Source organism: Streptomyces prunicolor, from assembly GCF_045162825.1.
GTDB lineage: Bacteria > Actinomycetota > Actinomycetes > Streptomycetales > Streptomycetaceae > Streptomyces > Streptomyces prunicolor.
The window spans coordinates 952,514-979,000 of record NZ_CP108676.1; the positions used below are offsets into that span (position 1 = coordinate 952,514).

26 protein-coding genes and 1 pseudogene are annotated in these 26,487 nt (G+C 70.0%); 6 read left to right on the forward strand and 21 right to left on the reverse strand.

Going from position 1 to position 26,487, the window contains the following annotated elements:
- Position 1: 1 nt before the first annotated feature.
- Entirely contained in the window at positions 2 to 1,801 is a 1,800-nt protein-coding gene (locus OG588_RS04340) for an FAD-dependent oxidoreductase (protein ID WP_405946084.1), read from the reverse strand.
- Positions 1,802 to 1,856: 55 nt separating this feature from the next.
- Positions 1,857 to 2,822, reverse strand: a complete 966-nt coding sequence (locus OG588_RS04345; protein ID WP_405946085.1) for a zinc-binding dehydrogenase — start codon at positions 2,820 to 2,822, stop codon at positions 1,857 to 1,859.
- Between the two features lie 140 nt (positions 2,823 to 2,962).
- Between OG588_RS04345 and OG588_RS04350 the strand changes: the two genes are divergently transcribed.
- Positions 2,963 to 3,472: a MarR family winged helix-turn-helix transcriptional regulator gene (locus OG588_RS04350; RefSeq protein ID WP_405946086.1), complete on the forward strand. Its 510-nt coding sequence runs from the start codon at positions 2,963 to 2,965 to the stop codon at positions 3,470 to 3,472.
- Positions 3,473 to 3,482: 10 nt separating this feature from the next.
- Here the strand turns inward: OG588_RS04350 and OG588_RS04355 are convergent, their stop codons facing one another.
- Positions 3,483 to 3,944 carry a zinc-binding dehydrogenase gene (locus OG588_RS04355; protein WP_405946087.1) on the reverse strand — a complete coding sequence of 154 codons (462 nt, stop codon included), beginning with the start codon at positions 3,942 to 3,944 and terminating at the stop codon, positions 3,483 to 3,485.
- Here OG588_RS04355 and OG588_RS04360 point away from each other — a divergent pair.
- Positions 3,921 to 4,529 (forward strand): XRE family transcriptional regulator, encoded by a 609-nt coding sequence (locus OG588_RS04360; protein ID WP_405946088.1) that lies wholly within the window; start codon positions 3,921 to 3,923, stop codon positions 4,527 to 4,529. The genes OG588_RS04355 and OG588_RS04360 overlap by 24 nt on opposite strands.
- A 178-nt stretch (positions 4,530 to 4,707) precedes the next feature.
- On the opposite strand, the gene OG588_RS04365 is transcribed toward OG588_RS04360, so the two are convergent.
- The 6 genes from OG588_RS04365 to OG588_RS04390 all read right to left on the reverse strand — a co-directional run bounded on the left by OG588_RS04365 (position 4,708) and on the right by OG588_RS04390 (position 9,918).
- Positions 4,708 to 5,964, reverse strand: coding sequence for an RNA polymerase sigma factor (locus OG588_RS04365; protein WP_405946089.1), 1,257 nt, complete (start codon positions 5,962 to 5,964; stop codon positions 4,708 to 4,710).
- Positions 5,961 to 6,299, reverse strand: a complete 339-nt coding sequence (locus tag OG588_RS04370; protein ID WP_405946090.1) for a YciI family protein — start codon at positions 6,297 to 6,299, stop codon at positions 5,961 to 5,963. Before OG588_RS04370 ends, OG588_RS04365 begins: the two co-directional genes overlap by 4 nt.
- On the reverse strand, positions 6,299 to 6,961 hold the full coding sequence (locus tag OG588_RS04375) for a YciI family protein (protein WP_405946091.1): 663 nt from the start codon (positions 6,959 to 6,961) through the stop codon (positions 6,299 to 6,301). The genes OG588_RS04370 and OG588_RS04375 overlap by 1 nt, the downstream gene beginning before the upstream one ends.
- Before the next feature lie 222 nt (positions 6,962 to 7,183).
- A complete protein-coding gene (locus tag OG588_RS04380; RefSeq protein WP_405946092.1) occupies positions 7,184 to 8,716 on the reverse strand; it encodes an MFS transporter in 1,533 nt (510 codons plus the stop codon).
- Positions 8,717 to 8,727: 11 nt separating this feature from the next.
- On the reverse strand, positions 8,728 to 9,141 hold the full coding sequence (locus tag OG588_RS04385) for a VOC family protein (protein ID WP_405946093.1): 414 nt from the start codon (positions 9,139 to 9,141) through the stop codon (positions 8,728 to 8,730).
- A 6-nt stretch (positions 9,142 to 9,147) separates the two neighbouring features.
- On the reverse strand, positions 9,148 to 9,918 hold the full coding sequence (locus tag OG588_RS04390) for an SDR family NAD(P)-dependent oxidoreductase (RefSeq protein WP_405946094.1): 771 nt from the start codon (positions 9,916 to 9,918) through the stop codon (positions 9,148 to 9,150).
- Between the two features lie 167 nt (positions 9,919 to 10,085).
- Between OG588_RS04390 and OG588_RS04395 the strand changes: the two genes are divergently transcribed.
- From OG588_RS04395 to OG588_RS04405, 3 genes and pseudogenes are all read left to right on the forward strand, one after another.
- A complete protein-coding gene (locus OG588_RS04395) occupies positions 10,086 to 10,913 on the forward strand; it encodes a class I SAM-dependent methyltransferase (protein WP_405946095.1) in 828 nt (275 codons plus the stop codon).
- A gap of 300 nt (positions 10,914 to 11,213) precedes the next feature.
- Positions 11,214 to 12,353, forward strand: a complete 1,140-nt coding sequence (rho, locus tag OG588_RS04400) for a transcription termination factor Rho (protein WP_405946096.1) — start codon at positions 11,214 to 11,216, stop codon at positions 12,351 to 12,353.
- 192 nt (positions 12,354 to 12,545) lie between these two features.
- Positions 12,546 to 13,361: pseudogene (locus OG588_RS04405) on the forward strand (D-alanyl-D-alanine carboxypeptidase family protein); the annotation flags it as partial.
- 59 nt (positions 13,362 to 13,420) lie between these two features.
- Here the strand turns inward: OG588_RS04405 and OG588_RS04410 are convergent.
- The 12 genes from OG588_RS04410 to OG588_RS04465 form a co-directional block, all read right to left on the reverse strand.
- Positions 13,421 to 14,797 carry a glycosyltransferase 87 family protein gene (locus OG588_RS04410; RefSeq protein ID WP_405946097.1) on the reverse strand — a complete coding sequence of 459 codons (1,377 nt, stop codon included), beginning with the start codon at positions 14,795 to 14,797 and terminating at the stop codon, positions 13,421 to 13,423.
- On the reverse strand, positions 14,794 to 16,188 hold the full coding sequence (mptB, locus tag OG588_RS04415; protein WP_405946098.1) for a polyprenol phosphomannose-dependent alpha 1,6 mannosyltransferase MptB: 1,395 nt from the start codon (positions 16,186 to 16,188) through the stop codon (positions 14,794 to 14,796). Before mptB ends, OG588_RS04410 begins: the two co-directional genes overlap by 4 nt.
- A gap of 123 nt (positions 16,189 to 16,311) precedes the next feature.
- Complete coding sequence (locus OG588_RS04420; protein WP_366094437.1) at positions 16,312 to 17,244, reverse strand: glutaminase; 933 nt, start codon at positions 17,242 to 17,244, stop codon at positions 16,312 to 16,314.
- Between the two features lie 50 nt (positions 17,245 to 17,294).
- The gene (gene aspA / locus OG588_RS04425) at positions 17,295 to 18,704 is read right to left on the reverse strand and encodes an aspartate ammonia-lyase (RefSeq protein WP_365989097.1); all 1,410 of its coding nucleotides are present in this window, start codon (positions 18,702 to 18,704) and stop codon (positions 17,295 to 17,297) included.
- 92 nt (positions 18,705 to 18,796) lie between these two features.
- Positions 18,797 to 19,816, reverse strand: a complete 1,020-nt coding sequence (locus OG588_RS04430) for an asparaginase (RefSeq protein WP_405953049.1) — start codon at positions 19,814 to 19,816, stop codon at positions 18,797 to 18,799.
- Positions 19,817 to 19,848: 32 nt separating this feature from the next.
- Positions 19,849 to 21,312: an amino acid permease gene (locus OG588_RS04435; RefSeq protein WP_405946099.1), complete on the reverse strand. Its 1,464-nt coding sequence runs from the start codon at positions 21,310 to 21,312 to the stop codon at positions 19,849 to 19,851.
- A complete protein-coding gene (locus OG588_RS04440) occupies positions 21,309 to 21,986 on the reverse strand; it encodes a FadR/GntR family transcriptional regulator (protein WP_317775143.1) in 678 nt (225 codons plus the stop codon). The genes OG588_RS04435 and OG588_RS04440 overlap by 4 nt, the downstream gene beginning before the upstream one ends.
- Before the next feature lie 182 nt (positions 21,987 to 22,168).
- Positions 22,169 to 23,005: an undecaprenyl-diphosphate phosphatase gene (locus OG588_RS04445; protein ID WP_405946100.1), complete on the reverse strand. Its 837-nt coding sequence runs from the start codon at positions 23,003 to 23,005 to the stop codon at positions 22,169 to 22,171.
- Positions 23,006 to 23,093: 88 nt separating this feature from the next.
- Entirely contained in the window at positions 23,094 to 23,468 is a 375-nt protein-coding gene (crcB, locus tag OG588_RS04450; protein WP_405946101.1) for a fluoride efflux transporter CrcB, read from the reverse strand.
- On the reverse strand, positions 23,465 to 23,845 hold the full coding sequence (locus OG588_RS04455) for a DUF190 domain-containing protein (protein ID WP_405946102.1): 381 nt from the start codon (positions 23,843 to 23,845) through the stop codon (positions 23,465 to 23,467). Before OG588_RS04455 ends, crcB (OG588_RS04450) begins: the two co-directional genes overlap by 4 nt.
- Complete coding sequence (gene crcB / locus OG588_RS04460; RefSeq protein WP_405946103.1) at positions 23,842 to 24,303, reverse strand: fluoride efflux transporter CrcB; 462 nt, start codon at positions 24,301 to 24,303, stop codon at positions 23,842 to 23,844. Before crcB (OG588_RS04460) ends, OG588_RS04455 begins: the two co-directional genes overlap by 4 nt.
- A gap of 164 nt (positions 24,304 to 24,467) precedes the next feature.
- Positions 24,468 to 25,442: an SMP-30/gluconolactonase/LRE family protein gene (locus OG588_RS04465; RefSeq protein ID WP_405946104.1), complete on the reverse strand. Its 975-nt coding sequence runs from the start codon at positions 25,440 to 25,442 to the stop codon at positions 24,468 to 24,470.
- Positions 25,443 to 25,580: 138 nt separating this feature from the next.
- On the opposite strand from OG588_RS04465, the gene OG588_RS04470 reads away from it, so the two are divergent.
- Entirely contained in the window at positions 25,581 to 26,474 is an 894-nt protein-coding gene (locus OG588_RS04470; protein WP_266880195.1) for a ribonuclease BN, read from the forward strand.
- Positions 26,475 to 26,487 lie beyond the last annotated feature (13 nt).

Genomic DNA, 26,487 nt, shown 5'->3' on the forward strand with positions numbered 1-26,487 from the left:
CTTACTGGTCGGTGCGGTCGGTGCGGAGGTTGGCGGTCAGCCGGTTGATGCTCTTGACCGCGAGTTCGGCGAAGTTGGAGCGGGCGACGATGGCGGTGGTCTCGCCGTGCCGTCGGACGCTGCGCAGGTCGCGCTGGACCTGGCGGGAGAGTTGGTGGAGTTCGCGTTGGGCGGTGTCGAGCCGCTGCTCGGCGGCGCTTCGGGCCTGTCGGTGCTCCCGTCGGGTACGGGGAGTGCCGGTGCTCGCGGGCGAGGTCTCGGTGGGCATGTCGGTGCTCGCTTCCGTGGTGGTGGGTCGCGTCGCCGTGAGGGGGCGGACGCCGACGGTGTCCAAATAGGCTTCTACAGCGGGGAGTTCGGCGGTGTCGACCACGGCTGCGACGTATCCGTCCGGGCGGACGAGCACCCACTGCCCGGCGGACAGTCCGTAGGCGCTCTGGACGCGGTCGCCGCTGTCGACGATGTCTCCCCGGGTGCCGATGGTGTGGATGTGCAGGCCGGGGCGCGGTGCCGGGGCGGAGGCCTCGTCGACGTCGTGGCCGAGGAGGGTCCAGTGGGGTCCTTGGAACAGGCTGAACAGGCGGGTGGGGAGGCCGCCCGCGCCGGTGACGGGCGAGTCGGGGGCGCGGTCGCCGGCCAGTACGCCCTTGTCGCGCGCCGAACTGTGCAGTGACAGGGGCGAGTTCAGGTAGCCGAGGTCGAGCTGGCTGACCTCGCGGCCCCGGTGGATGTCGCGGTTCTTGGCCGCTTCGAGCAGCTTCTCGGACAGGCCGAGGACGGCTTGGGCGATGGGCCGGCGTTCCTGCTCGTACGTCTCCAGCAGGGAGTCGGGTGCGCCGCCGAGGACGGCGGCGAGCTTCCAGCCGAGGTTGTAGGCGTCCTGGACACTGGTGTTGAGGCCCTGTCCGCCGGTCGGCGGGTGGCAGTGCGCGGCGTCGCCGGTCAGGAACACGCGCCCGCGCCGGTAGGTGTCGGCCAGCCGGGCGTTCATCTGGAACGCGGAGGCCCAGGACACGGAGCGGATCACGACGTCGTCGCGGCCGGTGCGTTCGCGGAAGAAGGCGGTGAGTCCCTCGGCCGAGAGGTCCAGGTCGACGTCGAAGGGGACGGGGGCCTGGAGTTGGAACATGTCGGTGCCGTAGAGCGGGCACATCGAGACCTGCCCGGCGGTGTCCTCGCCCCACCGGTGCCAGGCGTCCGCCGGGACGCCGTCGACGTACACGTCGGCCACGATCGCCCGCACACCGAGGGTCTTGCCGGGGAAGCCGATCCCGAGCGTCTTGCGGACGAAGCTCGATCCGCCGTCGGCACCGATCAAGTACGTTGCCCGTACGGCCTGTTCGCCGTCCGCGGTGGCGATGCGCGCGGTGACACCGTCGCCGTCCTGGTCGAAGCCGACGAGTTCATGGCCGTAGTGCGGGGCGTGCCCGAGTTCGGCGAGGCGTTCGCGCAGCCGGCGCTCGGTGAGGAACTGCGGGACGAGCAGGGGTATTTGGTAGGGCTCCTCGGGCGTCGGCTCGGACATCTCCACGCCGGCCTGGTCGACGGGCCCGGAGGGGGTGTAGACGCGCTGGACGGGATACTCACCGCCGGAGGCGACGATCTTGTCGATCACGCCGAGGTCCTCGAAGACCTCCTGGCTGCGGGGCTGGATCCCCTTGCCGCGGGAGCCGACGAACGGGTGCGGTGCCTTGTCGATCAGCAGGAAGGCGATGTTCCTGCGGGCGAGGTCGAGGGCGAGGGTCAGACCGGCCGCGCCGGTGCCGCAGATGATGACGTCGGTGTCTGTGGTGGGGGACATGGCTCCAGGCTCCTTGGGTGATTCCGGTACGAACTGCAGGACGGTCGGGGCGGGTTCAGGGCACCAGGACGGTGCGTACGCCCGGGACCTCGGGCGCGTTCCACGCGCTCTCGACGTCGGCGAGGGGTACCGCCTGCGCGGTGACCGCGATGCCGCCGCTCTCGATCTCCTCGACCAGGGACGGGAGTTCCTCCAGATACGTCCTGGTGGACACGGCGCCCTGGCCGTTGCCCTGGAGGCGGAAGTTCGCCGAACGCAGTGCCACTGACGGGAGTTCGATGCTCGGGCCCGCCATGGCGCCGATCTGGATCCAGTTCAGGGCGCGGCTGCGGTCGGCACGGGCGCGCAGCAGCGCCATGATCGCGTCACCTGCGGGCTTGCCCCACAAGTAGTCGATGACCAGGTCGACTTCGGCGGCCTCCTTGGCCAGCTCCGTCGCGGTGGCGTCGGCGTCGTCGGTGAGCGCGACGGTCGCATCCGCACCGAGACCGGCCAGGGTCGCCAGCCGGGCCCGGTCACGTCCGGCGCCGACGACCCGACCGGCGCCGAGCCGCTTGGCGACCTGGACGGCCATCTGTCCGGCGTTGCCGGTGGCACCCAGGATCAGCACCGACTGCCCTGCCTCGATCGGGACACGGCGGCGCAGCGCCACCCAGGACGACATGGCCGGGTTCATCCCGGCGGCGATCTTCACGACGTCCGCCCCGTCGGGCAGCGGGATGCTGTGCCGGCTGTCGATGACGGTCCGGGTGGCCATCGGGCCGACCAGTTCGTCATCGGCGACGAAGTACACCAGGCTCCCGTCCGCACGCCGGCCGACCCCGTCGACGCCGGGGACCAGCGGCAGCTTGCCGGTGCTCGTGTAGTGGTTGCCCGACGCGCCGGTGCGGACCCGGGGGTGCAGGCCCACGGCGAGGACATCGACGATCTCCTGGTCCTCGTCGGTCGGCGCGGGCAGATCGAAGGACTCGTAGCGGGGCGGGGTGCCGAACGAGCTGACGACGGCGGCGCGGATGTCCATGGCTGCTCTCCTCGGATGCGATGCGCGGACAAAGGATTTGGTACGCGACACAAAGGGTTTAGTTTGCGTCGCGAAGGTTTTAGTTCGTGACACCAATCAAATTAGTAGGTGCCGCGTACCTTTGCAAGTAGGATCGGGAGGTGACTTCATCCCACGACATGCCGCCCCCGCCCGCACCGTCGCCCCTGCCGTCGTCCGCAGACGAGGATCTCGGCCTGGTGGACGGTCTCGCCCAGCTGTCGTTCCTGGTGCAGAGCGCCCTGGCCGAGATCGCGGGGCAGCACGACCTGTCGGTCGTCCAGACCCGGATGCTCGGGATACTGCGGGACCGGGAGCCGACGATGAACCAGCTCGGCCGCCACCTCGGCCTCGACAAGTCCTCGATCACGGGACTGGTCGACCGGGCACAGCGCCGGAGTCTGGTCACCCGCACCGTCAGTTCCGTCGACCGGCGCTCGTTCCAGGTGTCGATCACCGACACGGGCCGACAGCTCGTCGAGCAGGTCGCCGCCGAGTTCGCCGAGCGGATCGAGAGGTGTGTCGAGCCGCTGGCCGAAGCCGACCGGCACCGGCTGTCGCGGATGGCGACGCGGATCGTGACCGCCGACGCCCACGACCGTGGCATCGACCTGCGCACCGATCCCCGCTGACCGGACTCCGTCAGACGGAGCCGCCCGGCACCGTCACCACGTGCTTGCCCACGACGCCGCCGCGCTCGAACGCCTGGTGTGCCGCGGCGATGTCCGCGAGCGGGTAGACACTGTCGATCACCGGGCGCAGCGCGCCCGAGGTGACACGGTCGGCCACATCGCGCAGCACGGGGGTCTCGGGGTTGGCGCTGAAGGTACGGATGCGGCGGGAGCCGTGCACGCTCGACGCGGCGATCGCCGCGATCGCGGACGGGGACAGTCCGACGGTGACCATCCGGCCGCCCTTGGCCAACCGGCCGCGGTAGCAGTGCAGTTCCGTGCCGACGGTGTCGACGATGACATCGAACGGCCCGATCCGGTCCGAGGTGGTGGAACCGTAGTCGAGGACCTCGTCGGCACCGAGCTCGGTCAGGAGCTTGGCGTGGCGGTCGCGGGCCAGCGCGGTCACATGGCCGCCCATCGCGTGCGCCAACTGCACAGCCTCGCCGCCGCCGCACGCAACCCGGCCCAACCGCCGCGTTCGTACGAGCCGGAGGAGGTACCCGACACCACGCTACGACTGCTGCACGGCATGACCGCACCCGCTCTGGTTATCGGCCGTTTCCTGGACGTACTGGCCTGGAACCCGCTCGGCGGCGCCCTGCTGGGCGACTTCACCCGCCAGCCCCAGAAGGAACGGAACATGCTGGCACTGTTCCTGCACCCCCAGGCCGACCGGACCTGCCCGAACCGGGCGGCCACCGTCGCCGAGCTGATCGGGATGCTGCGGACGCACGTCGCCGCCGACCCCGGCCACCCCCGCGCCGTCGAACTGGTCGGCGAACTCGCCGTCCGCAGCGACGAGTTCGCCGCCCTGTGGGCCCTCCACGACGTGGAAGAACCAACCCGCGGCCAGATGCGCCTCAACCACCCCCGGGTCGGCGAACTCAACCTGGACTGGGACGCCTACCCGATACCGGGCAACCCGGGCCCCGCACTCATGGTCTGCACCGCAGCCGAGCACAGCCTCGACGCCGAACGCCTCCAACTCCTCGCCGGCCTGCTCGACGCCCACTGAGCACGGCTTCGGTCAGCCGCCCAGCCGGAGTCCCGCGAGCCAGACGTCGGGCGTGCCGGATGCCGGTTCCTCGGCCGCCAACCGGGCGAGGATCTGCCGTGCGCGGTGCAGGAGTGCGAGGGCGGTCATCGGAACCTCCGGTGTCGTAGGGCACTTTCACCCCACCGACGAACAGCCCCTACGCGGATCGACACTCCGCGAGCCGCCGCTCCAGGAACCTGCGTTCCGCCGCGTTCTCCACCAACTCCAGCGCCTGTTCGTACGCGCCGGCCGCCTCCGTCGTACGGCCGCTGCGGCGCAGCAGGTCTGCGCGGGTCGCGGGCAGCAGGTGATAGTCGGCCAGTTCGCCCGACCGCTCCAACTCGGCCACCAACTCCAGTCCGGCGTCAGGGTGTTGGGACATGCCGACGGCAACGGCCCGGTTCAGGCGCACCACGGCGGAAGGCACGAAGCGCTCCAACTCGCCGTACAGGCCCGCGATATCGGCCCAGTCGGTCTCCTCGGCGGTGGGCGCGGTGGTGTGGCAGGCGGCGATGGCGGCCTGGATCTGGTACGGCCCGGGGCGGCCCCGGCGCAGCGCGGTCTCCAACAGGGCGGCGCCCTCGTCGACTTCGGCCCGTTCCCATGCCGTACGGTCCTGGTCCTCCAAGGTCACCAGCTCCCCTGCCGCGTCCACGCGCGTGCCGCGGCGAGCATCGTGAAGCAGCAACAAGGCCAGCAGGCCCAGCACTTCGGGCTCGTCCGGCATCAGGCGGGCCAGCACACGGGCCAGGCGGATCGCCTCCGCGCACAGGTTCGTCCGCACCAACTCGGCGCCGGACGTGGCCGCGTAGCCCTCGTTGAAGAGGAGGTAGACCACCCCCAGTACGCCGGTCGTCCGCTCGGGCAAGAGATGCGCGGGCGGCACCCGGTACGGGATACCGGCGTTGCGGATCTTCTTCTTGGCTCGCACGAGCCGTTGCGCCATGGTCGCCTCGGGGACGAGGAACGCGCGGGCGATCTCAGGCGTGGTCAGGCCCGCGAGCGTGCGCAGGGTCAGCGCGACCCGGGCCTCGATGGGCAGCGCGGGGTGGCAGCAGGTGAAGACCAGTCGCAGCCGGTCGTCCTCGACTCCGCTGTCGTCACCGTCGTACTCCGGGTCGTACGGTCCCTCGTCCCGCCCCAGCACCGCGACCTCCCGCAGTTTCGCCGCTCCGACCGCCTCCCTGCGCAGGACGTCGAGGGCGCGGTTGCGGGCCGTCGTGGTCAGCCAGGCGCCGGGGCGGCGCGGGATGCCGTCGCGCCGCCACCGGTCGAGCGCCTGGGCGAAGGCGTCCTGCGCGCACTCCTCCGCGAGGTCCCAGTCTCCGGTCACCCGGATCAGGGTGGCGACGACCTGGCCCCACTCCTCACGGAAGGCGGCGGCGACCGCCTCCTCGACGTCCGGCACGTTCACTCCCAGACCGGCCGCACCTCGACCGAGCCGCCGTCGGAGGCGGCCGGATGCATGGCGGCCAGGGCGATCGCCTCGTCGAGATCCGCGACGTCGATGAAGGCGATGCCGGCGAGGTATTCCTTGGTCTCCGCGAACGGGCCGTCGCTGAGCAGCACTTCGTCACCCCGGACACGCACGGTGGTGGCGTCCGTGGCGGGCCGCAACCGTGCGCCTCCGGTGACCCGGCCCGCCCGCGCCTCCTCGAAGTAGGCGGCGAAACGCGGGGCGTCGGCATGCTCCGCCGGGCTCTGCTCCTCGTCCCCGACCGGGGAGCAGAACAACAGGACGTACTTCATCACGCCTCCTTCAGGGACACGGCGTGCTCGTGGGTGATCAGCCGGCGCAGGCCGAGGTCGCGGTAGCCGGTGGTCACGCGCAGCGTCTCGTCGAGCGGGGTGCCGTCGGTGCGGGTGCCGGTCAGCCGCACGAGGGAGTGGGCGAAGCCGATGCTCTCGTCCACCTGGATGCACAAGTCCCGCACCTCGCGGGTCACCGGGCCGGTGACCGACGCGAACAGGTCCTGCATCGCCTTGCGGTGCGCGTCGAGGCCCTGCCGCTCCTGGCCGTCGGCGAGGTGGAAGACCTCGGCACGGGGTGCGTAGCAGGCCAGCGCGCGATCGACGTCCCGCTCACGGAGAGCCTCGGTCAGTTCGGCGTCGAGCGCGCGGATCTCGGCCTCGGCGTCCTCGTCGTCCCAGAACCTGCGGACCTCCATGGCTCCGATGGTCGCCACCGGGTGCTTCGCGGCGGCCTCGACGGCTTCTTCCAGGGTGTCGCACTCCAGGATGTCGAATCCGGCGACGTACTCCTTGGTCTCCGCGAACGGCCCGTCGGTACGCAGCACTTCCCCGCCGCGCACCCGCACGGTGACGGCGTCGCCGGGCGAGACGAGCCGGTGACCGTGCAGCCGTACATTGCGGTCGCCCAGCTCCTCCACCCAGGGTTCCACGGGTGCCATCCCGGAACCGTCGGCAGTGTCGTCGCCACACACGAGCAGCATGTATTTCATGGGTCCTCCCGGTCCTCGATGAGCTTCCTACACCCCACCGACGAACGCGACCGAGCCGGATCGACACCGCGCGAAGAAAAAAACACACATCCAAAAACCACGCATCCAGAAACACGGAGAGGCCGGGGCACCGGCCCCGACCTCTCCCCTACGACCCGTACGACTTACCTGCTACGCGGTGGCGGCCTGCACCGACGGCTCCCCCGCCCCCACAACCGCGCGCTCGGTGTTCTTGCGGACCAGCAGCAGGGTGACCACCGCGCCCAGCAGCGAGGCGCAGCCGCAGATCACCACGCCGACGGCCATGCCGTGGCCGAGCGCGGTCTGCGCGGCGGCCTTGGCCTGCGCGCTGCCCGCGTTGACGACGGCGAGCGGACCCGCCGCCTTCTCCATGCCGGCGTCGGCCCCGCTGAGCTTTCCGACGAGGGCGGACGACGCGAGGCTCATCGCGATGGTGGAGATCACGGCCGGACCGAGTCCCTGCCCGAACTCGCGGACCAGGCTGGTCGCGCCGCTGGCCATGCCGGTCATGTTGATCGGTACGGCGTTCACGGCGGCGGAGGTCAGCGAGGACACCACGCAGATGAAGCCGATGCCGAGCAGCAGCACCGGGCCGATGAAGGCGGCCAGGGAGGTGGTGGTGATGGGCAGTGCGGCGATCCAGAACTGTCCGGCGGCCATGGGCAGCAGCCCGCCCATCAGAAGCCAGCGGGCGTCGATCTTCGTGAGCATCCGGCTGAGCACCGGTGCCAGCAGCAGCGGGATCAACTGAAGGATCACGAACGGCATTCCGGCCCGCAGCGCGCTCAGGTGCATCACCGCGCCGAGGCGGATCGAGACGCAGTAGGCGGTGCCGATGAAGCCGAACATACCGGCCAGCGCGACGACGGCCGCCGCCGCGAAGGACGGGATCTTCAGCAGGTCGAGGTTGAACATCGGCGAGGCCGCGCGGGTCTCCGCGACGACGAACCCGGTGAGTGCGACGGCCGCCAGGGCCAGCGAGCCGACGATCGCCGCGCTGCCCCAGCCGCGGTCGCCGCCCTCGATGATGCCCCAGAGCAGGGCGGTGAGGCCGACGGCGATGGTGATCTGCCCGGGCCAGTCCAGCGCGCGGCCTTCGGGCGCCTTGGAGTCGGTGACGAGCTTCCAGGAGGTGACCGCGACGACGAGACCGAGGACGACCGGCGGCACGAACGCCCAGCGGAAGTCGGCGACCGTGGCGAGGATCCCGGAGGACAGCGGGCCGAGCGCGGAGGCGAGGGAGATGGACAGCGCCCAGGTGGAGACGGCTTTCGCCCGGTCCTTGCCGTCGGGTGTGGCCGCCGCGATGACCGCGAGGGAGCTGGGGAACAGGGCGGCGGCGCCGATGCCGGCCAGGGCCTGCCCGGTCCACATCATGGTGATGTTCTGCGAGGTGGAGTTGAGGAGTTCACCGAGCGCGAGGACGAGCCCGCCGAGCACCAACAGCCGCTTGCGTCCGAAGAGATCGCCCACCACACCGAAATTCAGTTCCAGAATCGCGGTGGGGAGAATGAAGGCCGAGGTGACCCAGGCGACTTGAGAACCCGACGCACCGAATGCGGCCTGAATTTCTCCGTTGATGGGCGAGGGAACGGTAATGCACAACTGTGCCGCCGCGACCGCGAGACAGCACGCTATGAGCGTTCCGGGGTCCAGTCTTTTCAAGGAGGTCGAATCCGTCATCGTGCGTGCCCTCACTCTGCGTTTTTCTCTATGAGTTCGATGAGATTTCCCTCGGGGTCACGGACCCAGGCCATGCGCACGCCGGGTTCGGGGGACGGCCCGGGTGCCATGACCTCGCCCGCTCCATGGGCCACCAACGCGCCGTGGACGGGGTCGAGTTCGGGGGTGGTGACCGCGAAGTGCCCGTATCCCTCGGTGAGGGCGGCGGTCAGCGGGTCCGGCGCGCGAAGGCCGGGTGCGGAACCGGGTCTGGCGAGCAACTCGATGCGCCAGCCCCGCGGATGCTCCAGGACGACACCGCGCAGACCGGGCCCTTCGAGGCGGAACTCGAAGACGATCTTGAGCCCGAACGCGCCCTGATACCAAGCGACTTGGGCAGCAAGATCCCTCACGTTGACGCCAACATGGTCGAGTCGGGTGGTCACGGCGGATCAGCCCGCCATCGCGCTGTCGCCGCCGTCGACCATGAGGTTGGCGCCGTTGACGAAGGCCGCCTCGTCGGAGCAGAGGAAGGCGGCGGCCCGCGCGATGTCCTCGGGCTGCCCCACCCGCCCGACCGGGATGCGCGCCTCCAACTGGGCCTTGGGGCCTGCCGGATCGTCGAGGAAGGGCGCGGTGGCGGAGGTGCGGGTCATGCCGGGCGCGATGGTGTTGACCCGGATGCGATGCGGGGCGCCGGCCGCGCACAGGTGCAGGCTCATCGCCAACACCCCACCTTTGGCGGCCCCGTGGGGCACCATCGGCATGAACGGCGCCCCGCGTACGGCGGCCACGGACGCCACGTTGAGAACGGCCCCGCCACCGCGTGCGATCAAATGCGGCCAGGCGGCCTGGGTGCAGAAGTAGGGGATGTCCAGCTCGTTCTTGATGGTGAAGTACCAGTCCTCGGCGGGCATCGTCCCGAACGGGCCGTTCCGCAGCGCGGAGGCGTTGTTGTAGAGGATGTCGATCCCGCCGAAGGCCGCGATCCCGGCCTCGATCCACTCCCGGGCACCGCCCTCGGTGGACAGGTCCACGGGTGCGAGGGACCGCATGATTCCGCCGGCCTTTTCGACGAGTTCCACGGTCTCGGCCGCGCTGTCCGCGTCGATGTCACAACCGAATACTTCAGCACCCTCCGCAGCGAATACCAGCGCCGCGGCCCGCCCTATTCCAGCCCCCGTTCCACTGATGAAAGCGATTTTCCCGGCCAGTCGACCCATGATTGCCAAGTCCCTTGTCCCGTGCCGCCGTGGTGCGGTGGTGGCAGCGTAGGTACGGCCATTGGCGAGAACAAGAAATGGGTCAACGAAGGGCCATCGGGGGTTCGTATGGCTGGTATGAGGCGGGAAGCCGGAAACTCCTCACAGGTTCACGGCAGGATGTCCCCATGAGCACCGACGACCAGTCCCGGCTGATGCGCGCCAACCAGGCGAACTGGGACGCCCGCACCCCCGTCCACCTCGCCAGCCGCTTCTACGGCCTCGACGGCGACCCGGACCCGGCCCGCTGGTTCGCCGCCTTCGAGTGGGACGACCTCGGCGAGCTGACCGGCCGTGACGTGCTCCACCTCCAGTGTCATCTCGGCACGGAGACCCTCGCGTTCGCACAGCGCGGGGCGCGTGCCACGGGCCTCGACTTCTCCGAGGCGTCCGTCACGGCCGCGAACGACATCGCGGCGAAGGCGGGCCTCGACGTCGACTACGTACAGGCGAACGTGTACGACGCCGTGGAGGCGCTGGGGCAACGGCAGTTCGACGTCGTGTACACCGGCAAGGGCGCCCTGTGCTACCTGCCCGACCTATCACGCTGGGCGGACACGATCGCCCAACTTCTGCGCCCCGGCAGCCTGTTGTACATCGTCGAGTTTCACCCTCTCCTCAACTCCCTCGGCCCGAAGCCGACTCCGGGCGAAGGACCGGAACTCCTGCTGCGCCACGACTACCTGGGCGGCGGGGGCCCGGTGCACCGGGACGCGACGTTCACGTACACCGACGGCCCGGCCGTGGCCGGCGCGACCGACAGCTACGAGTGGATGCACGGAATAGACGAAGTCATCAACGCGTTGACGACAGCGGGACTGAACATCCGGCGCCTTCGCGAGAGCGACGAACTGCCGTGGCCGCGCTGGCCGCAGATGGTCCGGACCGAGACCGGCTGGTGGCGACTGCCCGAGCCCCGGATCCCCCTCCTGTACGGCCTCCTGGCGAGTCGCTGAGCCCTACGTCACACCCAGAACCGCACCGGGTGTGCTACGGTGCGGTCAGCACTTGTGTACGCCCCGTTGTGGGCGCCGGTGCAGATCTGATGTCACCTTCGCCGAACAGCCCGTCGATCTCCGACCGGCACACCGGCTTCTCCACACCACTTCGTGACCGGCGTCTTTCTGCCGTACCCGAGGTGATGTTCCCCGCCGCCCCGAGGAGCGCTCATTCGCCCTCCGCCTGCGGCTTCTCCCCCTTCCTTCCGCATGACACACCACAACCACATGCACTCGTCCTTGAAAGGACCACCCATCATGACCACCACACTTGAACCCCCAGTACAGGAACAGCCCCGCATCCAGAACGCCACCGGTGTCCTCGACATCGACGGCAACGGGAAGGGGCACCTGCGAGCGCTGAACTGCCAGCCCTCGCCCACCGACCTCCAGGTCTCCCCCGCGTTGATCCGCCGTCACGGCCTGCGCAAGGGCGACCTCGTGGAAGGCGTCCGCGGCGGGCAACGCGCCCTGACCGAGGTCGCGTTCGTCAACGGGCACACGCCCGCCGAACTCCGCGGCCGACGCCACTTCCGCGACCTCACCCCGCTGCACCCGCGTGAGCGGCTGCACCTCGAACACCCGGCGGCCGGCCTGACCGGACGCGTCGCCGACCTGATCGCCCCCGTCGGCAAGGGCCAGCGCGGCCTGATCGTGGCCCCGCCCAAGACCGGCAAGACCGTACTGCTCCAGCAGATCGCGGCAGCCGTCGCCGGCAACCACCCCGAGGCCCGCCTCATGGTCGTGCTGCTCGACGAGCGGCCCGAGGAGGTCACCGACATGCGGCGCTCCGTGCGCGGCGAGGTGTACGCCTCCACCTTCGACAAGGCCCCCAAGCAGCACATCGCGCTGGCCGAGCTCGTGATCGAGCGGGCCAAGCGGCTCGTCGAGGCGGGCGAGGACGTAGTGATCCTCCTCGACTCACTGACCCGGCTGTGCCGAGCACACAACAACGCGGCCGCTTCCGGCGGCCGTACCCTCAGCGGCGGCGTCGACGCGACAGCGCTGATCGGCCCGAAGAAGTTCTTCGGCGCCGCACGCCTGGCCGAGGAGGGCGGCTCCCTCACCATCCTCGCCACCGCACTGGTGGAGACCGGCTCCCGCGCCGACGACTTCTACTTCGAGGAACTCAAGAGCACCGGCAACATGGAACTCCGCCTCAGCCGCGACCTGGCCTCCCGCCGAGTCTTCCCGGCCATCGAGATCACCCCGTCCGGCACCCGCCGAGAGGAACTCCTCCTCACTCCGGCCGAGTTGACGGCAGTACGGGGCCTGCGCCGAGTCCTCCAGAACAGGGACGCGCAGGGCAGCCTGGAAACCCTGCTGGAGCGCATGCGAGAGACCCCGGACAACGCAACGTTCCTACGCCAGATCCAGCCCACGCTCCCATCAAACTGACCTGGGCTTCGTTTCCCCAGGGGCGCGGGGCTGTGCCGATTTGCGGCTCCGCCGCGTGGGCGCGACCAGCCCCCACCGACCCGCAGACGAATGACCGCCAACCCAGCGGAGCGCTAGCGCATCCGGGTGCAGACGAACCCCGCTCGGCCCGGCCAACACCCTCCACGGCGTCTCCGTTCCTACGTTTGCGGTATGACAATCGGATTCCCATCCCGGACCGCTGTGTCGGCCTGCGCCCTCTGCCTCGCGGGCGCCCTCGCGTTCACCCCCGTCGCGGCGGCAGCCCACACCGGGTCGGATCCCGGCAGAGCAACACCACCACCCACACTCCTGAACCGCCCCGACACCCAGGTCCGCCCACACCCCGGCACACCCCAGGTCCCAGACATCTCCGCCCTGTCATGGCTAGTCGCCGACGCCCACACCGGCGAAGTCCTCGCCGCCCACGACGCCCACCGCAAACTCCCACCCGCCAGCACCCTGAAGACCCTGTTCGCCCTGACCGTCCTCCCCGCACTCCCCGGAGGGATCCGGCACCGAGTGAGCGAACAAGACCTGGCAGGCATCGGCGAAGGCAGCAGCCTGGTCGGAGTCGAGGAGGGCCACACCTACCGCGTAGCCGACCTGTGGCGCGGAGTCTTCCTCAACTCCGGCAACGACGCCGTGCACGTCCTCGCCTCCCTCAACGGCGGCTGGGACACCACGGCCACCCGGATGCAGGCCAAGGCACGGGTCCTCGGCGCGCTCGACACCCACGTCATCTCGCCGGACGGCTACGACACCGACGGCCAGGTCTCCTCCGCCTTCGACCTCGCGGTGTTCGGCCGGGCCGGACTGCGCAACGCGGACTTCGCTCGCTACTGCTCAACCGCCGAGGCCCAGTTCCCGGGCAAGGGATCGTCGTACGGCATCCAGAACACCAACCGCCTGCTGACCGGCAACGACGGCGTGGAGCCGTATCCGGGGCTCATCGGCGTCAAGAACGGCTACACCACGCACGCCGGCAACACCCTTGTCGCAGCGGCGCGTAGAGGTGGGCGCTCGCTCGTCGTGACCGTGATGAACCCTCAGGCGGGCGGCGGCTTCACCGTGTACGAGGAGGCGCGCGAGCTGCTCGACTGGGGGTTCGCGGCAGCCGGGCGGGTCGATCCGGTGGGGTCGCTGGACGCGTTGCGGGCCAGGCCGAGGCCGGGTCCCGCGGCCGTACCGGTGGCTGCGGCGGCCGTAGCGGACGAGGGTCCGGGCTGGGCCGAGACCGCGGCGATCGTGGCCGCCGCGGTGCTGGGCGCGGGCGCGGTGGTGGCCGCGATGCGGTTCAAGATCAGGCGGCTCCCGCCGGTCTGACCCGTCGGCAGCCACAGCAGCAGGCCGAGTGTGACCCAGGTGTACGTGTTGCTGCCGAGGAAGCCGTCGATGCCCGAGGCGTCGTCGAACCACAGCCACACCACACTCGTGCACATCACCGCGTAGAGGGCGCCCGCGATCCGCGGGTGCCCTGCGCGGACGAGTACGGCGAAGGCCGGCAGCAGCCACACGAGGTGGTGCACCCAGGTGATCGGGCTGATCAGACACGCGGTCAGCCCGGTCAGCGCGAACGCGGCCGTCCAGTCCCCGACGACGATCGCACGGCGCGCTCGCACCGCCCAGACGGCCAGGACAAGCACGACGACCGTCGCCCACAGTGGGCGGCCCGTCTCGCCGAGCCGGGCCAGGACTCCTTGCAGGGACTGGTTGGAGACGTAGTCGAGGCGGCCCACCCGGGTCGTGTCCCACAACGCGTCGGTCCAGTAGAACTTCGACGCGTCCGGGACCACCAGGGCCGCAAGCCCGGTCGCCCCGAGCGCCACAGCCGTCGCCACCGCGGCGGCTTTCCAGCGTCTGGCCAGCAGCAACAGGGCGATGAACAGCGCCGGCGTGAGCTTGATCGCGGCCGCGAGTCCGATGCCCACGCCCGCCCAGCGGCCCCGGCCGGTGGAGAGCAGCCAGCCGTCGCCGAGGACGAGGGCCAGCAGCAGGAGGTTCACCTGCCCGAAGCTGAAGGTGTCGCGCAACGGCTCGAACAGCGCCAGCCCGCAGGCCACCAGCGCCCACCCGAACCAGCCGTAGCGCCGCCACCCGGGCCCGGCCAGGATCCGAAGCACTACGCCGAGAGCCGCCAGGTTGAGCACCAGCGCGCCGACGATCGCGGTGCCGAGCCCGACGTACGCCATCGGGGCCATGCTGACGGCGGCGAACGGCGGGTAGGTGAAGCCGTACGTCGTCCCCGGCACCTGATAGTCGTAGATCCGGCCGCCGTGGTGGAGCCAGGTGTGGACGGTGCCGTAGTAGACGCGCAGGTCGAACCAGTCGCGGAGCAGTGGGACGGTCGCCGTGAAGGCGGTGACGACGGCGACGACGGCCAGTACCAGGAGGACGCGGCCGCGGTCGGTGGTGGGTGTTCTCATGCCGTACGTCCCAGGGCTGGGGCCTCTGCCGCCTGGCGGGCCTGCCAGAGGACGACGATCGCGAGGACGCCGCCGGAGACGGCCAGCACGAGTTGGCCGATGTCGGCGGGGCCGCCGCTCGGGAGGACGGCGAGGGCGAGAACACCGGTCACGGCGGCCACCCGGTGTCGTACGGACGTGCTCGGCGCGGCGGCGGCGATGAGGAAGAGGCCCCACAGGGCGTACCAGGGGCGGATCGCCGGGCCGAAGGCGGCGACGACCGCGAGGCTCAGGCCTAGGGCGTAGACCGGGCTGGGGCGCAGGCGGAACCATATGGCGAGGATGGCCGCGCCGGTGACCGCGAGCCCGAAGGCGTGCCAGGCCGGGACGGCGAAGGGCGCGAGATCGCTGCCGAGGTGTTTCAGCAGGGCGCCGGTGGCGCGGCCGAGCAGGCTGGTGAGGGCCCAGTTGTGCGCCGAGACGGGTGTGTCGAGGGCGCCTATCCAGCCATAGCCCGTGCCGGCTACGGCGGTTGCCGCGACCGTGGTGGCGGCGGACGCGACGACGGTCGTCGTGACGGCCTTGGCCGGGCGGTGGCCCGCGCGGATCTGGAGGAGCACGACCGCGGCGAGACCGAGTGCGGCCGGTGCCTTGACCAGGGCAGCGAGCGTGACGAGTACGGCGCCCAGGATCGGCCAGCGGCCCAGGGCGGCGACCAGGCCGATACCGAGCAGCCCGAGCATGATCGCGTCGTTGTGGGCGCCCGCGACGAGGTGGAGCAGGACGAGCGGGTTGAGGGCGCCGAGCCAGAGCGCGGCGGCCGGGTCGGCGCCGCTGTGCCGGGCGAGCCGGGGCAGCGCGGCGGCCATCAGGCCCACTCCGAGGAGAGCGACGAGCCGCATCCCGAAGAGCCCGGCGGGGAGTTCGCCGCGAGTCAGTCCGGAGAGTGCCGAGGCCATCGCGAGGAACACCGGGCCGTACGGCGCGCCGGTGTGCTGCCACAGCGGGGCGACCTCGTCGGCGAGGGGGCCGCCGAGCGCGGCCGGGCCGTGCGCGTAGACGTCCATGTGGGCGTCGACCATGGCGCCCTGCGCGAGATAGCTGTACACGTCCCGGCTGAACAGCGGCGGTGCGAGCAGCAGCGGGGCCGCCCACACGGCGAGGACCAGGAACAGGGAGCGCGGGGTGGGTGGTTCGGCGCTGCGGACCAGCTTGCCCAGCAGCAGCCAGGCCGCTATCAGCAGGACGACACCGAAGTAAACCCCGACCAGCCCGAGCGCCGCCTGCACGGAGGCCGGCGAGAAGAGGTCCGCGGCCGGGAGCGCTCCGGCCGTCTCACCGCCCAGGGCGAGCACGGCGGTACCGGCCAGGCCGAGTACCTGGCAGCGGCGGAGATCGACGGGAAAAGCCATGGCCAACACTCGCCAAGCGTGTCAACGCCGGATGGCGGGAAAGCGACGTGCCGCTCTCCGTGCGGCGGCCTGCGCATGACCTCCGTGTGATCGGGCCTCGGTACCGGTGAATTCGCCGTGCCGTCAGAACACCGACACCCCGGTGAGGGTCGTGAAGCGGTCCAGGGCCGCGACCCCGGCGACCGAGTTCCCCCGCTCGTCGAGTCCCGGGCTCCACACGGCGAGGGTGCAGCGGCCGGGGACGATCGCGATGATGCCGCCGCCCACTCCGCTCTTGCCGGGCAGGCCCACCCGGTAGGCGAACTCACCCGCCGCGTCGTACGTCCCGCACGTCAGCATCACCGCGTTGACCTGCTTGGCCTGGGTGAGGGTGAGCAGCCGGCTGCCGTCGGCGCGGCTGCCGTGCCGGGCCAGGAAACCGGCCGCGAGGGCGAGGTCGGCGCAGGACGCCATGACGGAACACTGCCGGAAGTACTGGTCCAGGAGGACGGGCACCTCGTTGTCGATGTTGCCGTAGGACTTCATGAAGTGGGCGAGGGCCGCGTTGCGGTCACCGTTCGCCGACTCGGAGGCGGCGACGTCCTTGTCGAAGTCGAGGGACGGGTTCCCGCTCTCCGCACGCAGGAAGGCCAACAGCTCTCCGGCCGCGTCTCCGGTACGGGTCTGGAGCCGGTCGGTGACGACGAGCGCGCCCGCGTTGATGAACGGGTTGCGCGGGATGCCGCTCTCGTACTCCAGCTGGACAAGGGAGTTGAAGGGGTTGCCGGAGGGCTCGCGGCCCACGTGCTCCCACAGTTCGTCGCCCTCGCGGGCCAGGTCGAGGGCGAGGGTGAAGACCTTGGTGATGGACTGCGTGGAGAACGGCTGCCGCCAGTCCCCCACGCCGTACACCGTGCCGTCCAGCTCCGCGACGGCCATGCCGAAGCGGCGCGGGTCGCAGGCCGCGAGCGCCGGGATGTAGTCGGCGGCCCGGCCACGGCCGGGCATCCGCTCGATCTCACCGGCGATGCGCTCCAGGACCGGCTGGAAGGTCATCGATGGGGACATGATCACCATTGTGCCTCCGGGCGGGTCCTGGTGCGCGTGGGCATATCAGACGGCGGGGATCAGACGGCTACGGGTCCACTGCCGGCCAGGACCTCGGGCCGCAGCAGGGCGGCGAGCGTCTCGGCGGGCAACAGGCCCTTCTCCAGGACGAGTTCGGCCACACCCCGGCCGGTGGCGAGGGCCTCCTTGGCGATGTCGGTGGCGGCCGTGTACCCGATGTGCGGGTTGAGCGCGGTCACCAGGCCGATGGAGTTCTCGACGCTCGCGCGCAGCGCCTCGGTGTTGGCGGTGATGCCGTCCACGCACCGCTCGGCGAGGGTGAGGCAGGCAGCCCGCAGATGGGTGATGCTCTCCGACAGCGAGTGCAGGATGATCGGCTCGAACGCGTTGAGCTGGAGCTGTCCGGCCTCGGCGGCCATGGTGATGGTGACGTCGTTGCCGATCACCTCGAAGGCGACCTGGTTGACGACCTCGGGGATCACCGGGTTGACCTTGCCGGGCATGATGCTCGAACCGGCCTGAACCGGCGGCAGGTTGATCTCCCCGAGCCCCGCACGCGGCCCCGAGGACAGCAGCCGCAGATCGTTGCAGCTCTTGGAGAGCTTGACGGCAACGCGCTTGAGCACACCCGACATCTGCACGAACGCCCCGCAGTCCTGCGTGGCCTCGACCAGATTGGCCGCCGTCACCAACGGCAGCCCGGTGATCTCCGAGAGATGCCGCCGAGCCGACTCCGCATACCCGGCAGGTGCGTTGAGTCCGGTCCCGATGGCCGTGGCCCCCAAGTTGATCTCATGGATCAACTGGACTGCCTCGTCAAGACGTTGACGATCCTCGTCAATCATGACCGCGTACGCCGAGAACTCTTGACCGAGCGTCATCGGCACCGCGTCCTGCAACTGTGTACGGCCCATCTTGAGCACGTCACGAAACTCAACAGCCTTACGGGCGAAGGCGTCCTGCAGTACAGACATTGACGCGATCAACCCATGTACGGCGAAGACGGTCGCTATCTTGACGGCGGTCGGATACACGTCATTGGTCGACTGACCGAGGTTGACGTCCTCGTTCGGGTGCAGGTACTGGTACTCACCCTTGCCGTGCCCGAGCAACTCCAACGCCCGGTTCGCGACAACCTCGTTGGCGTTCATGTTGGTAGAGGTACCAGCCCCACCCTGGACGACGTCCACGACGAACTGGTCATGCAGCTTCCCGTCCCGGATCTCCTGGCAGGCGGCGACAATCGCGGCGGCCTTCTCAGGCGCCAACAGCCCGAGCTCCTCATTGGCGCGAGCGGCGGCTTCCTTGACGGCGGCGAGAGCATTGATCAAGTGCGGATAGATGGAGATCGGCGTCCCGGTGATCGGGAAGTTCTCCGTGGCCCGCAGGGTGTGAACACCCCAGTAGGCATCACCGGGTACATCCCGATCCCCGAGCAGATCATGTTCGCGACGGGTAATGGCAGACATGGGTCCCTCTTCCAACAGCGTTCAGTTGTTTTTTAGGGGCGCGGGGAACTGCGCGACCAGCCACGACGGACCCGCGCATCCCCACAACCGATCTAGGCACACGCAGAAAACGGCAACACCGGATCCAAAGCCCGCACTGGCCGAACACAACCCACCGACTCGCCGCCACCGAGCAACGGCTCCCCCGCAAACTCGGTGAGCAGCCCCTCCTCAACCCCGGCCCGAACAAGCGCAGCCGCAGCGACAGGCACCCGCGCCCGATTGGCCCCGTCCGACACCTTCACAGCCACCGCCCGCCCATCAGGCAACGCAGCAACCTGAACCCCTTCAAAGCCGTCCTTGGCCAACAGCCCCGGCACGGCCCGCATCAACGCGGCCACATCCCGCCCCGCCCCGGACGCCATCTCCGCGTAGTCACGCATCGCATCGGCAACCCGAGCCTCAGGCGTACCCGGCGCCGCACTCACGATCCGCGAGACGCCCCGAGCAAGACCATGCAGGGAGATGGAGAACAAAGGAGCCCCGCACCCATCCACACTCACCCGAGCGATCCGCTGCCCGGTGAGATCCTCGACGATCTCCGCGATCGCCTGCTGCAACGGATGCGCGGGATCGAGATAGTCGTCGAGCGACCAACCATTGAGCTTCGACACATACAACATCGCCGCGTGCTTCCCGGAACAGTTCTGCGCAAGCCGGGACGGCGCCCGCCCTTCACGCACCCAGGCATCCCGCACGACCGGATCGAACGGCAGGTCAGGAACGTTGCGCAAGGACTCCTCGGTGAGCCCGGCGAGTTCAAGGATCCGCCGAGCCCCGGCAAGGTGACGTTCCTCGCCGGAGTGACTGGCGGCGGCGAGCGAGAGCAGCTCACCGTCGAGCGGCAACCCGGCCCGCACCATGGCGACGGCCTGCACCGGCTTGATGGCCGAGCGCGGATAGAACGCCGCCTCGATGTCGCCGATCTGGAGTTGAACCTGTCCGTCGCCATCGAGGACGACGACGGAACCGTAGTGGATGCCCTCGATCATTCCGCCGCGTATGAGGTGGGCGACGGGTGCGTGGAGGGGTTCACGGATGAGGGGTGGGTCCGCGAGGGAACTGCTGTACATCATTGCCTGTCGGGGTCAGGACGACGTGGGTCTCACGCGTCGGGTGCGGTGGAGGACGTGCTGGCCACGCGGCGGCGGACGGCGAACCATCCGGCGACCAGCGCGGCGGCGATCAGCGGCAGACAGAGCACGGTGGTGCGTCCGGCGCCGCCGTCGGCGTACATGAGGACCAGGACGGAGGCGAGGAAGGCCAGCGTCACGAGTTCGGTCCAGGGAGAGCCCGGCAACCGGTAGCTGGGGCGGGAGAGTTCGCCCTTCTCGGTCTTCCGCCAGAAGAGGAAGTGGCAGAGCATGATCATGCCCCAGGTGGAGAGGATGCCGATCGCCGCGAAGTTGAGGACGATCTCGAACGCGTCCGCCGGGACGACGAAGTTGAGGCCGACGCCGAGGACGCAGATGCCGCTGGTGAGCAGGATGCCGCCGTAGGGGACCTGGCTGCGGCTCATGACCGAGGTGAACTTGGGGGCGGAGCCGGACATCGCCATCGAGCGGAGGATTCGGCCGGTGGAGTACAGACCGGAGTTGAGCGAGGACATGGCCGCGGTGAGGACGACGAGGTTCATGACGCCGCCGGCCGCCGGGATACCGATGTTCGACAGCACGGTCACGAAGGGACTCTGGCCCGCGCTGTACTTGTTCCACGGCAGCAGCATCGAGAGCAGGACGACCGAGCCGACGTAGAAGAGGCCGACGCGCCACATGATCGAGTTGATCGCCTTGGGCATGATCTTCTCGGGGTTCTCGGTCTCGCCGGCGGCGACGCCGACCAGTTCGACGGAGGCGTAGGCGAAGACGACGCCCTGGATGATCAGGAGCATGGGCAGCAGGCCGTTGGGGAAGATGCCGCCGTTGTCGGTGATCAGGGACGGGCCGGGGGTCGTGCCGTCGACCTGGTGCTGGGTGACCAGCAGGAAGATGCCGATGAGCATGAAGACGACGAGCGCGCTGACCTTGATGATCGCGAACCAGAACTCCAGCTCGCCGAACATCCGCACCGAGATCAGGTTCACCGTGAGGACCACGGCGAGGGCGATCAGGGCGATCACCCACTGGGGGATGTCGGAGAACATGCTCCAGTAGTGGGTGTAGACGGCGACGGCGGTGATGTCGGCGATGCCGGTGGTGGCCCAGTTCAGGAAGTACATCCAGCCCGCTATGTACGCGCCCTTCTCGCCCAGGAATTCGCGGGCGTACGACACGAAGGCGCCGGACGAGGGCCGGTACAGGACGAGTTCGCCCAGGGCGCGTACGACGAGGAAGGCGAAGAGGCCGCAGACCGCGTACGCGATGAACAGGGAGGGGCCGGCGTCGGCGAGGCGGCCGCCGGCGCCGAGGAAGAGGCCGGTGCCGATCGCGCCGCCGATGGCGATCATGTTGACGTGCCGGGACTTCAGGGACTTGCTGTAGCCGGCGTCTCCGGCGTCGACATGGCCGGATCGTTTCTGCACGCCGTCTTGCAGGGACTGCTCGCTGCCGTGCAGGGACTGCTCGCTCACGCCTCGGGTCCGCCTTCCGTGGGGGTGTTCGTGCGCGCGGGGCGCACGATGTCGGTGAGGGTCGTCTCGACCCGGTCGAGGTGGTGGGACATGGCCTCGACGGCGTCCGGCTCGCTGCCGTCGATCAGCGCCTCGACGATCGCCCGGTGTTCGCGGTTGGACTGCTCGCGCCGGCCGCCGAGTTCGTTGAGGAACGCGGACTGGCGGGCCAGCGCGTCGCGGATCTCCTCGATGACCCGGCGGAACACCGGGTTCTGGGCGGCCTCCGCCACCGTGAGGTGGAAGAGGGTGTCCATCGCGACCCACGCGGTGGTGTCGGTCTCCCGTTCCATACGGTCCAGGAGGTGGGCCAGGTGGTCCAGGTTCTCCGGGGTGCGGCGCAGTGCCGCGTACCCGGCGACCGGGATCTCGACGTGGCGGCGCACTTCCAGCAGGTCGCTGGCCGCGTAGTCGCCGAAGGTGGGGTCCTCCACGGCGTTGGCCACCACGAAGGTGCCCTTGCCGGTCTTGGAGACGGTCAGCCCCATGGTCTGCAGGGCCCGCAGGGCCTCGCGGAGCACGGGCCTGCTGATCTCCAGGGTGCGGCAGAGCTCCGCCTCGGAGGGGAGCTTGTCGCCGATGGCGTAGTCGCCGCGCTCGATGGCGCCGCGGAGGTGGACAAGCACCGCTTCCATGGCGCTGACGCGCCGCGGCCCGACTCCACCTGTCTGGCTGTCTGACAGGTTCACGGACGTGATCCTGCGGGTGACGGGACAGTGCTGTCAAGCGATCGGAAAAGAAAGATTCAGCGGGCGCGAAGCCTGAAAATCCGGCTTCACGCCCGCTGTGATGATCGTCCGTGCGGTGTCAGTGACTTTCAGCTGTTGAGCACACCCGTGCCGAGCAGCCCGAACAGCAGCAGACCGATGATGATCCGGTAGATCACGAACGCGTTGAAGGAGTGCTTCGCGACGAACTTCAGCAGCCAGGCGATGGAGCCGTAGGCGACCACGAAGGACACGATCGTGCCGACGGCCAGCGGAGCGGCGCCCACGCCTGCCCCGAGGGCGTCCTTCAGCTCGTAGATGCCGGCGCCGGTCAGCGCGGGGATGCCGAGGAAGAAGGAGAGCCGGGTCGCGGCGACGCGGTCCAGGTCGAGGATGAGACCGGTGGACATGGTGGCGCCGGAGCGTGAGAAGCCGGGGAAGAGCAGCGCGAGGATCTGTGAACTGCCCACCAGCATCGCGTCCTTGAACGTGACGTCGTCCTCACCGCGCTTGTGCCGGCCCATCTGGTCGGCACACCACATGACACCACTGCCGACGATCAGCGAGGCGGCCACCACCCACAGCGAGCCGAGCGGCCCGTCGATGAGCGGCTTGGCGGCCAGGCCCACGATCACGATCGGGATCGTCGCGTAGATCACCCACCAGGCGAACTTGTAGTCGTGGTGATAGCGCTCCTCGCGGTTGCGCAGGCCACGGCCCCACGCGGTCACGATCCGCACGATGTCCTTGAAGAAGTACAGGAGCACGGCGGCGATGGCGCCGACCTGGATGACGGCCGAGAACGCGACGACGGAATCGTCGTCCACGGGGATGTTCATCAGCCCCTCGACGATCTTCAGATGGCCGGTCGAGGAGACCGGAAGGAACTCGGTCACCCCCTCGACGACTCCGAGGACGGCGGCCTGACCGACGCTGATGACGCTCATGAGATCCAGTTCTTGGGAGTTGGTCGACAGTGCTGTAGACAATAGCCCTGGGAGCGGTCCTGCCCGGGCGCGGGAGCCGCCCGACCTCTTACGCCCACAGGGCCTGCGCGATCGACACCCCGACAAATGCCGCACCGAGGCCCGCCATCACGCTGCCGACGACGTTGGCGGCAGCGTAGAGCCCCGCCCCTGTCTCGGTCAGCCGCAGTGTCTCGTACGAGAAGGTCGAGTACGTCGTCAGGGCCCCGCAAAGCCCTGTCCCGACGAGGAGTTGGAGCTGCGAACCCGCCGCACCGGCGGACACCGCACCGGTCAGCACACCGAGAACCAGACAGCCGGAGACGTTCACCGCGAAGGTGCCCCAGGGGAACACGGTGTCGTGCCGGGTCTGCACCGCGCGGTCGGTGAGATAGCGGAGCGGGGCACCGACCATGGCTCCCGCGACGACCAACACCCAGTTCACAACGACCTCTTACCCTTCCGGTCCGATTCACCGGAGTCGTCCGCGCGGCCCGCATACCGGATGACCTCGCACTCGTCGAGGATCACGAGCCCTTCGTCGACGAGTTCGTCGAGCTGCGGCAGGAACGCCCGTACGCGCTCCTCGGTGTCCACGATCACGATCGCCACCGGCAGGTCCTCGCTGAGCGACAGCAGCCGCGAGGTGTGGATCAGGGAGGAGGCGCCGAAGCCCTCGATGCCCCGGAAGACGCTGGCACCGGCCAGCCCGGCCGCGTGCGCGCGGTGCACGATCTCCGTGTAGAGGGGCTTGTGGTGCCAGGTGTCGTTCTCGCCGATGAAGACGGTCACGCGCAGGGCGCCGCCGGTCAGTCTGGTCATCGCTGCCTCCGCTTCAGGACACGACGGGCCGTCGTCGCCCCGAGCCACACCGCCGTGAGCGCCGCGATCAGGGTCGCGGCGAGATAGGCCAGCGCGGTGCGGGGATGGCCCCCGTCGACCAGTTTCTGGATGTCGACGGCGTACGTCGAGAAGGTCGTGAACCCGCCGAGCACGCCGGTGCCGAAGAACGGCCGCACCAGCCGGTGCGCGGCCCACACATCGGTGATGACCACCATGAACACGCCTATCACTGCGCACCCGACGACGTTGATCCCGAAGGTCGTCCAGGGGAAACCGCCGCCCTGCGCGGGCCACCAGAGCGAGGCCGCGTACCGGGCCACGGCCCCGATCGCGCCGCCGAGCGCGACCACCGCGACGACGGGTCCCTGACCGCGCCAGACGGACGGACGCGGCGCCTGGGACCGGGCGCGAAGGCTCTCGGCTTCGGGGGCTGACATGGTCGTACGTCTCCTACTCGTCGGGGGCCCTGGGGGCACACGCCACTACAAGTAGGGACCGTTGGCGGCACCTCTGCCGCGGTTCGGGTACGGCGGGCCCCACCGCCGCGCCGCGAGAGGTGATCACGGCCGGGCATCAGGGTAACGCCGGGGGCGGGCCGGGGTCACTTCGGGGCGGGCGGCTCGCACAGCGCGATCCCGCGCTCCCACACGCTGCCCAGCACCAGGTGCCCGGCGGCCTCGCACACGCTGGTGGCCATCCGGTACGACGAGCCGCGCGCGGCGAGGTGATGGACGACGGCTCCGTCGTCGTCGAATGCCATGGCTCCGATCGTGCCGGTGGGCCGGAAGGGCATGCGCACGGCGACACGGGCCGCGGCCTGCCGTACGGCGGGTGAGGCCCGGTGGAGCAGTTCGAGCGGTGCGACGCGCGGGCCGGCCAGCGCCACCCAGATCGGCCCGTCCGGGCCGCCGCGCCAGAGGTTGTCGGGCATTCCGGGGAGGTCGTCGACGAAGGACTCGCTGCGGCCCGCCTTCGGTCCGGTGAGCCAGTAACGGGTCAGCCGGCGGGCACCGGTCTCCGCGACCACCAGGAAGGACTCGTCGGCGCTCGGGGCGAGCCCGTTGGCGAACTGGAGTCCGTCCAGGAGGACTTCGGGACTGTCGGCGCCGGGTGCGAGGCGCAACAGCCGTCCCGTGCCGGTGTGTTCGACGATGTCGCCGATCCACCGCTCCAACGGGTGGCGGAGGCTGAAGACGGTGAAGTACACACTGCCGTCCGACTGCGCGACCACGTTGCTGCCGCCCCGCAGCGGCACCCCCGCCACCGAGTCGGCGAGGACGCGTACGGTTCCGTCCGCCAAGTCGACGCGCAGCAGCCCGCGTTCCGCGTCGCACACCAACAGACCGTCGTCCGGGAGGAGTTCGAGGCCGAGCGGCCTGCCGCCGGTGTCGGCGAGGGTCTCCACCCGGACCGCCTCGGGGTCGCTCAGTCCGTCGAGGCGGAGGATGCGGCCGTCCTCGACGCCGGTCAGCACCCGGCCGCGGGCGTCGGCCACCACGTCCTCCGGGCCACGGCCGCCGATCGCGACGTAACGGCGGGCGAGCAGGGCGTCAGGTCGGTCATCGGGGCGGTCCACGAAAGCCTCCACGGTTCGGTCCGGCGCGCGTACGCTTGCTGTTCTTCCCGGTCGTCGCGGCGCTCGGTCACGTTTGCCGAGCGTATTGCCGGTGACCCGGATCCCGCTGCCGGTCGGCGAGAAGGGGGCCCTCATGCCATGGACGGCCACCCACCGTGCGGGACGTCCCCGGTGAGACGGGTGCGCGAGCTGTGGCAGGGCCTGGGACTGGCCGAACTCAACCGGCGCGGGCGGGAGTTGGAGCTGCTGCACCGGGCGATGGGGTTCGCGACGCTCGCCCTGGTCACCCTCGCACCCCTGCTGATCGTGGTGGCCGCGGCCGATCCGATCGGGCACGGCGGGTTCGCGCTGTGGCTGGTGGACGGCATGGACCTGTCCGGCCGCTCCGCCCGCGCGCTCACCGACGTGTTCACCCCACCCCGCAAGGTCATCGGTGCCACCAGCGCGTGGAGCGTGGCGCTGCTCGCGCTGTTCGGGCTGTCCTTCGCGTCGAGCGTGCAGAGCGGCTACGAGCACGTGTGGCGCCCGACCGACGCCCCGTGGCATCGCGTCTGGCGGCGCCAACTGATCTGGCTGGTCATGCTGATGGGCTACCTGTACGCGCAGGTGCAGACCCGCAACGTCCTGGAGGGCACGCCCCGCATCCTGCTCAGCATGGCGGCCGGCCTGCTGTTCTTCTGGTGGGGCCCGCACTTCCTGCTCAACCGCCAGATCCCCTGGCGCTATCTGCTCCCGGGCGCGCTCGCCACGATGGCGGGCCTGGTCGGCCTGCGCTGGTTCTCGTACCTGGTGTTCACCCCGCTCCTGGTCACCAACGCGGTCAGCTACGGCCCGGTCGGCACGGTCCTGGTGGTGGAGTCCTGGCTGGTCGGCGTGGGCTTCGTGCTCTACGGCGGCGCGCTGGTCGGCAGGCTGCTGTGCGAGCGGTTCGGGGACCCGGAGGCGGCGTTCCGCACCGAGCCGGAGACTCCGGAGGGTACGGACGCCGAGCAGGAGGAACCGCCGACGCGTTCCCGGCAGGACAAGGTGTGAGGTCCGCCGGGAC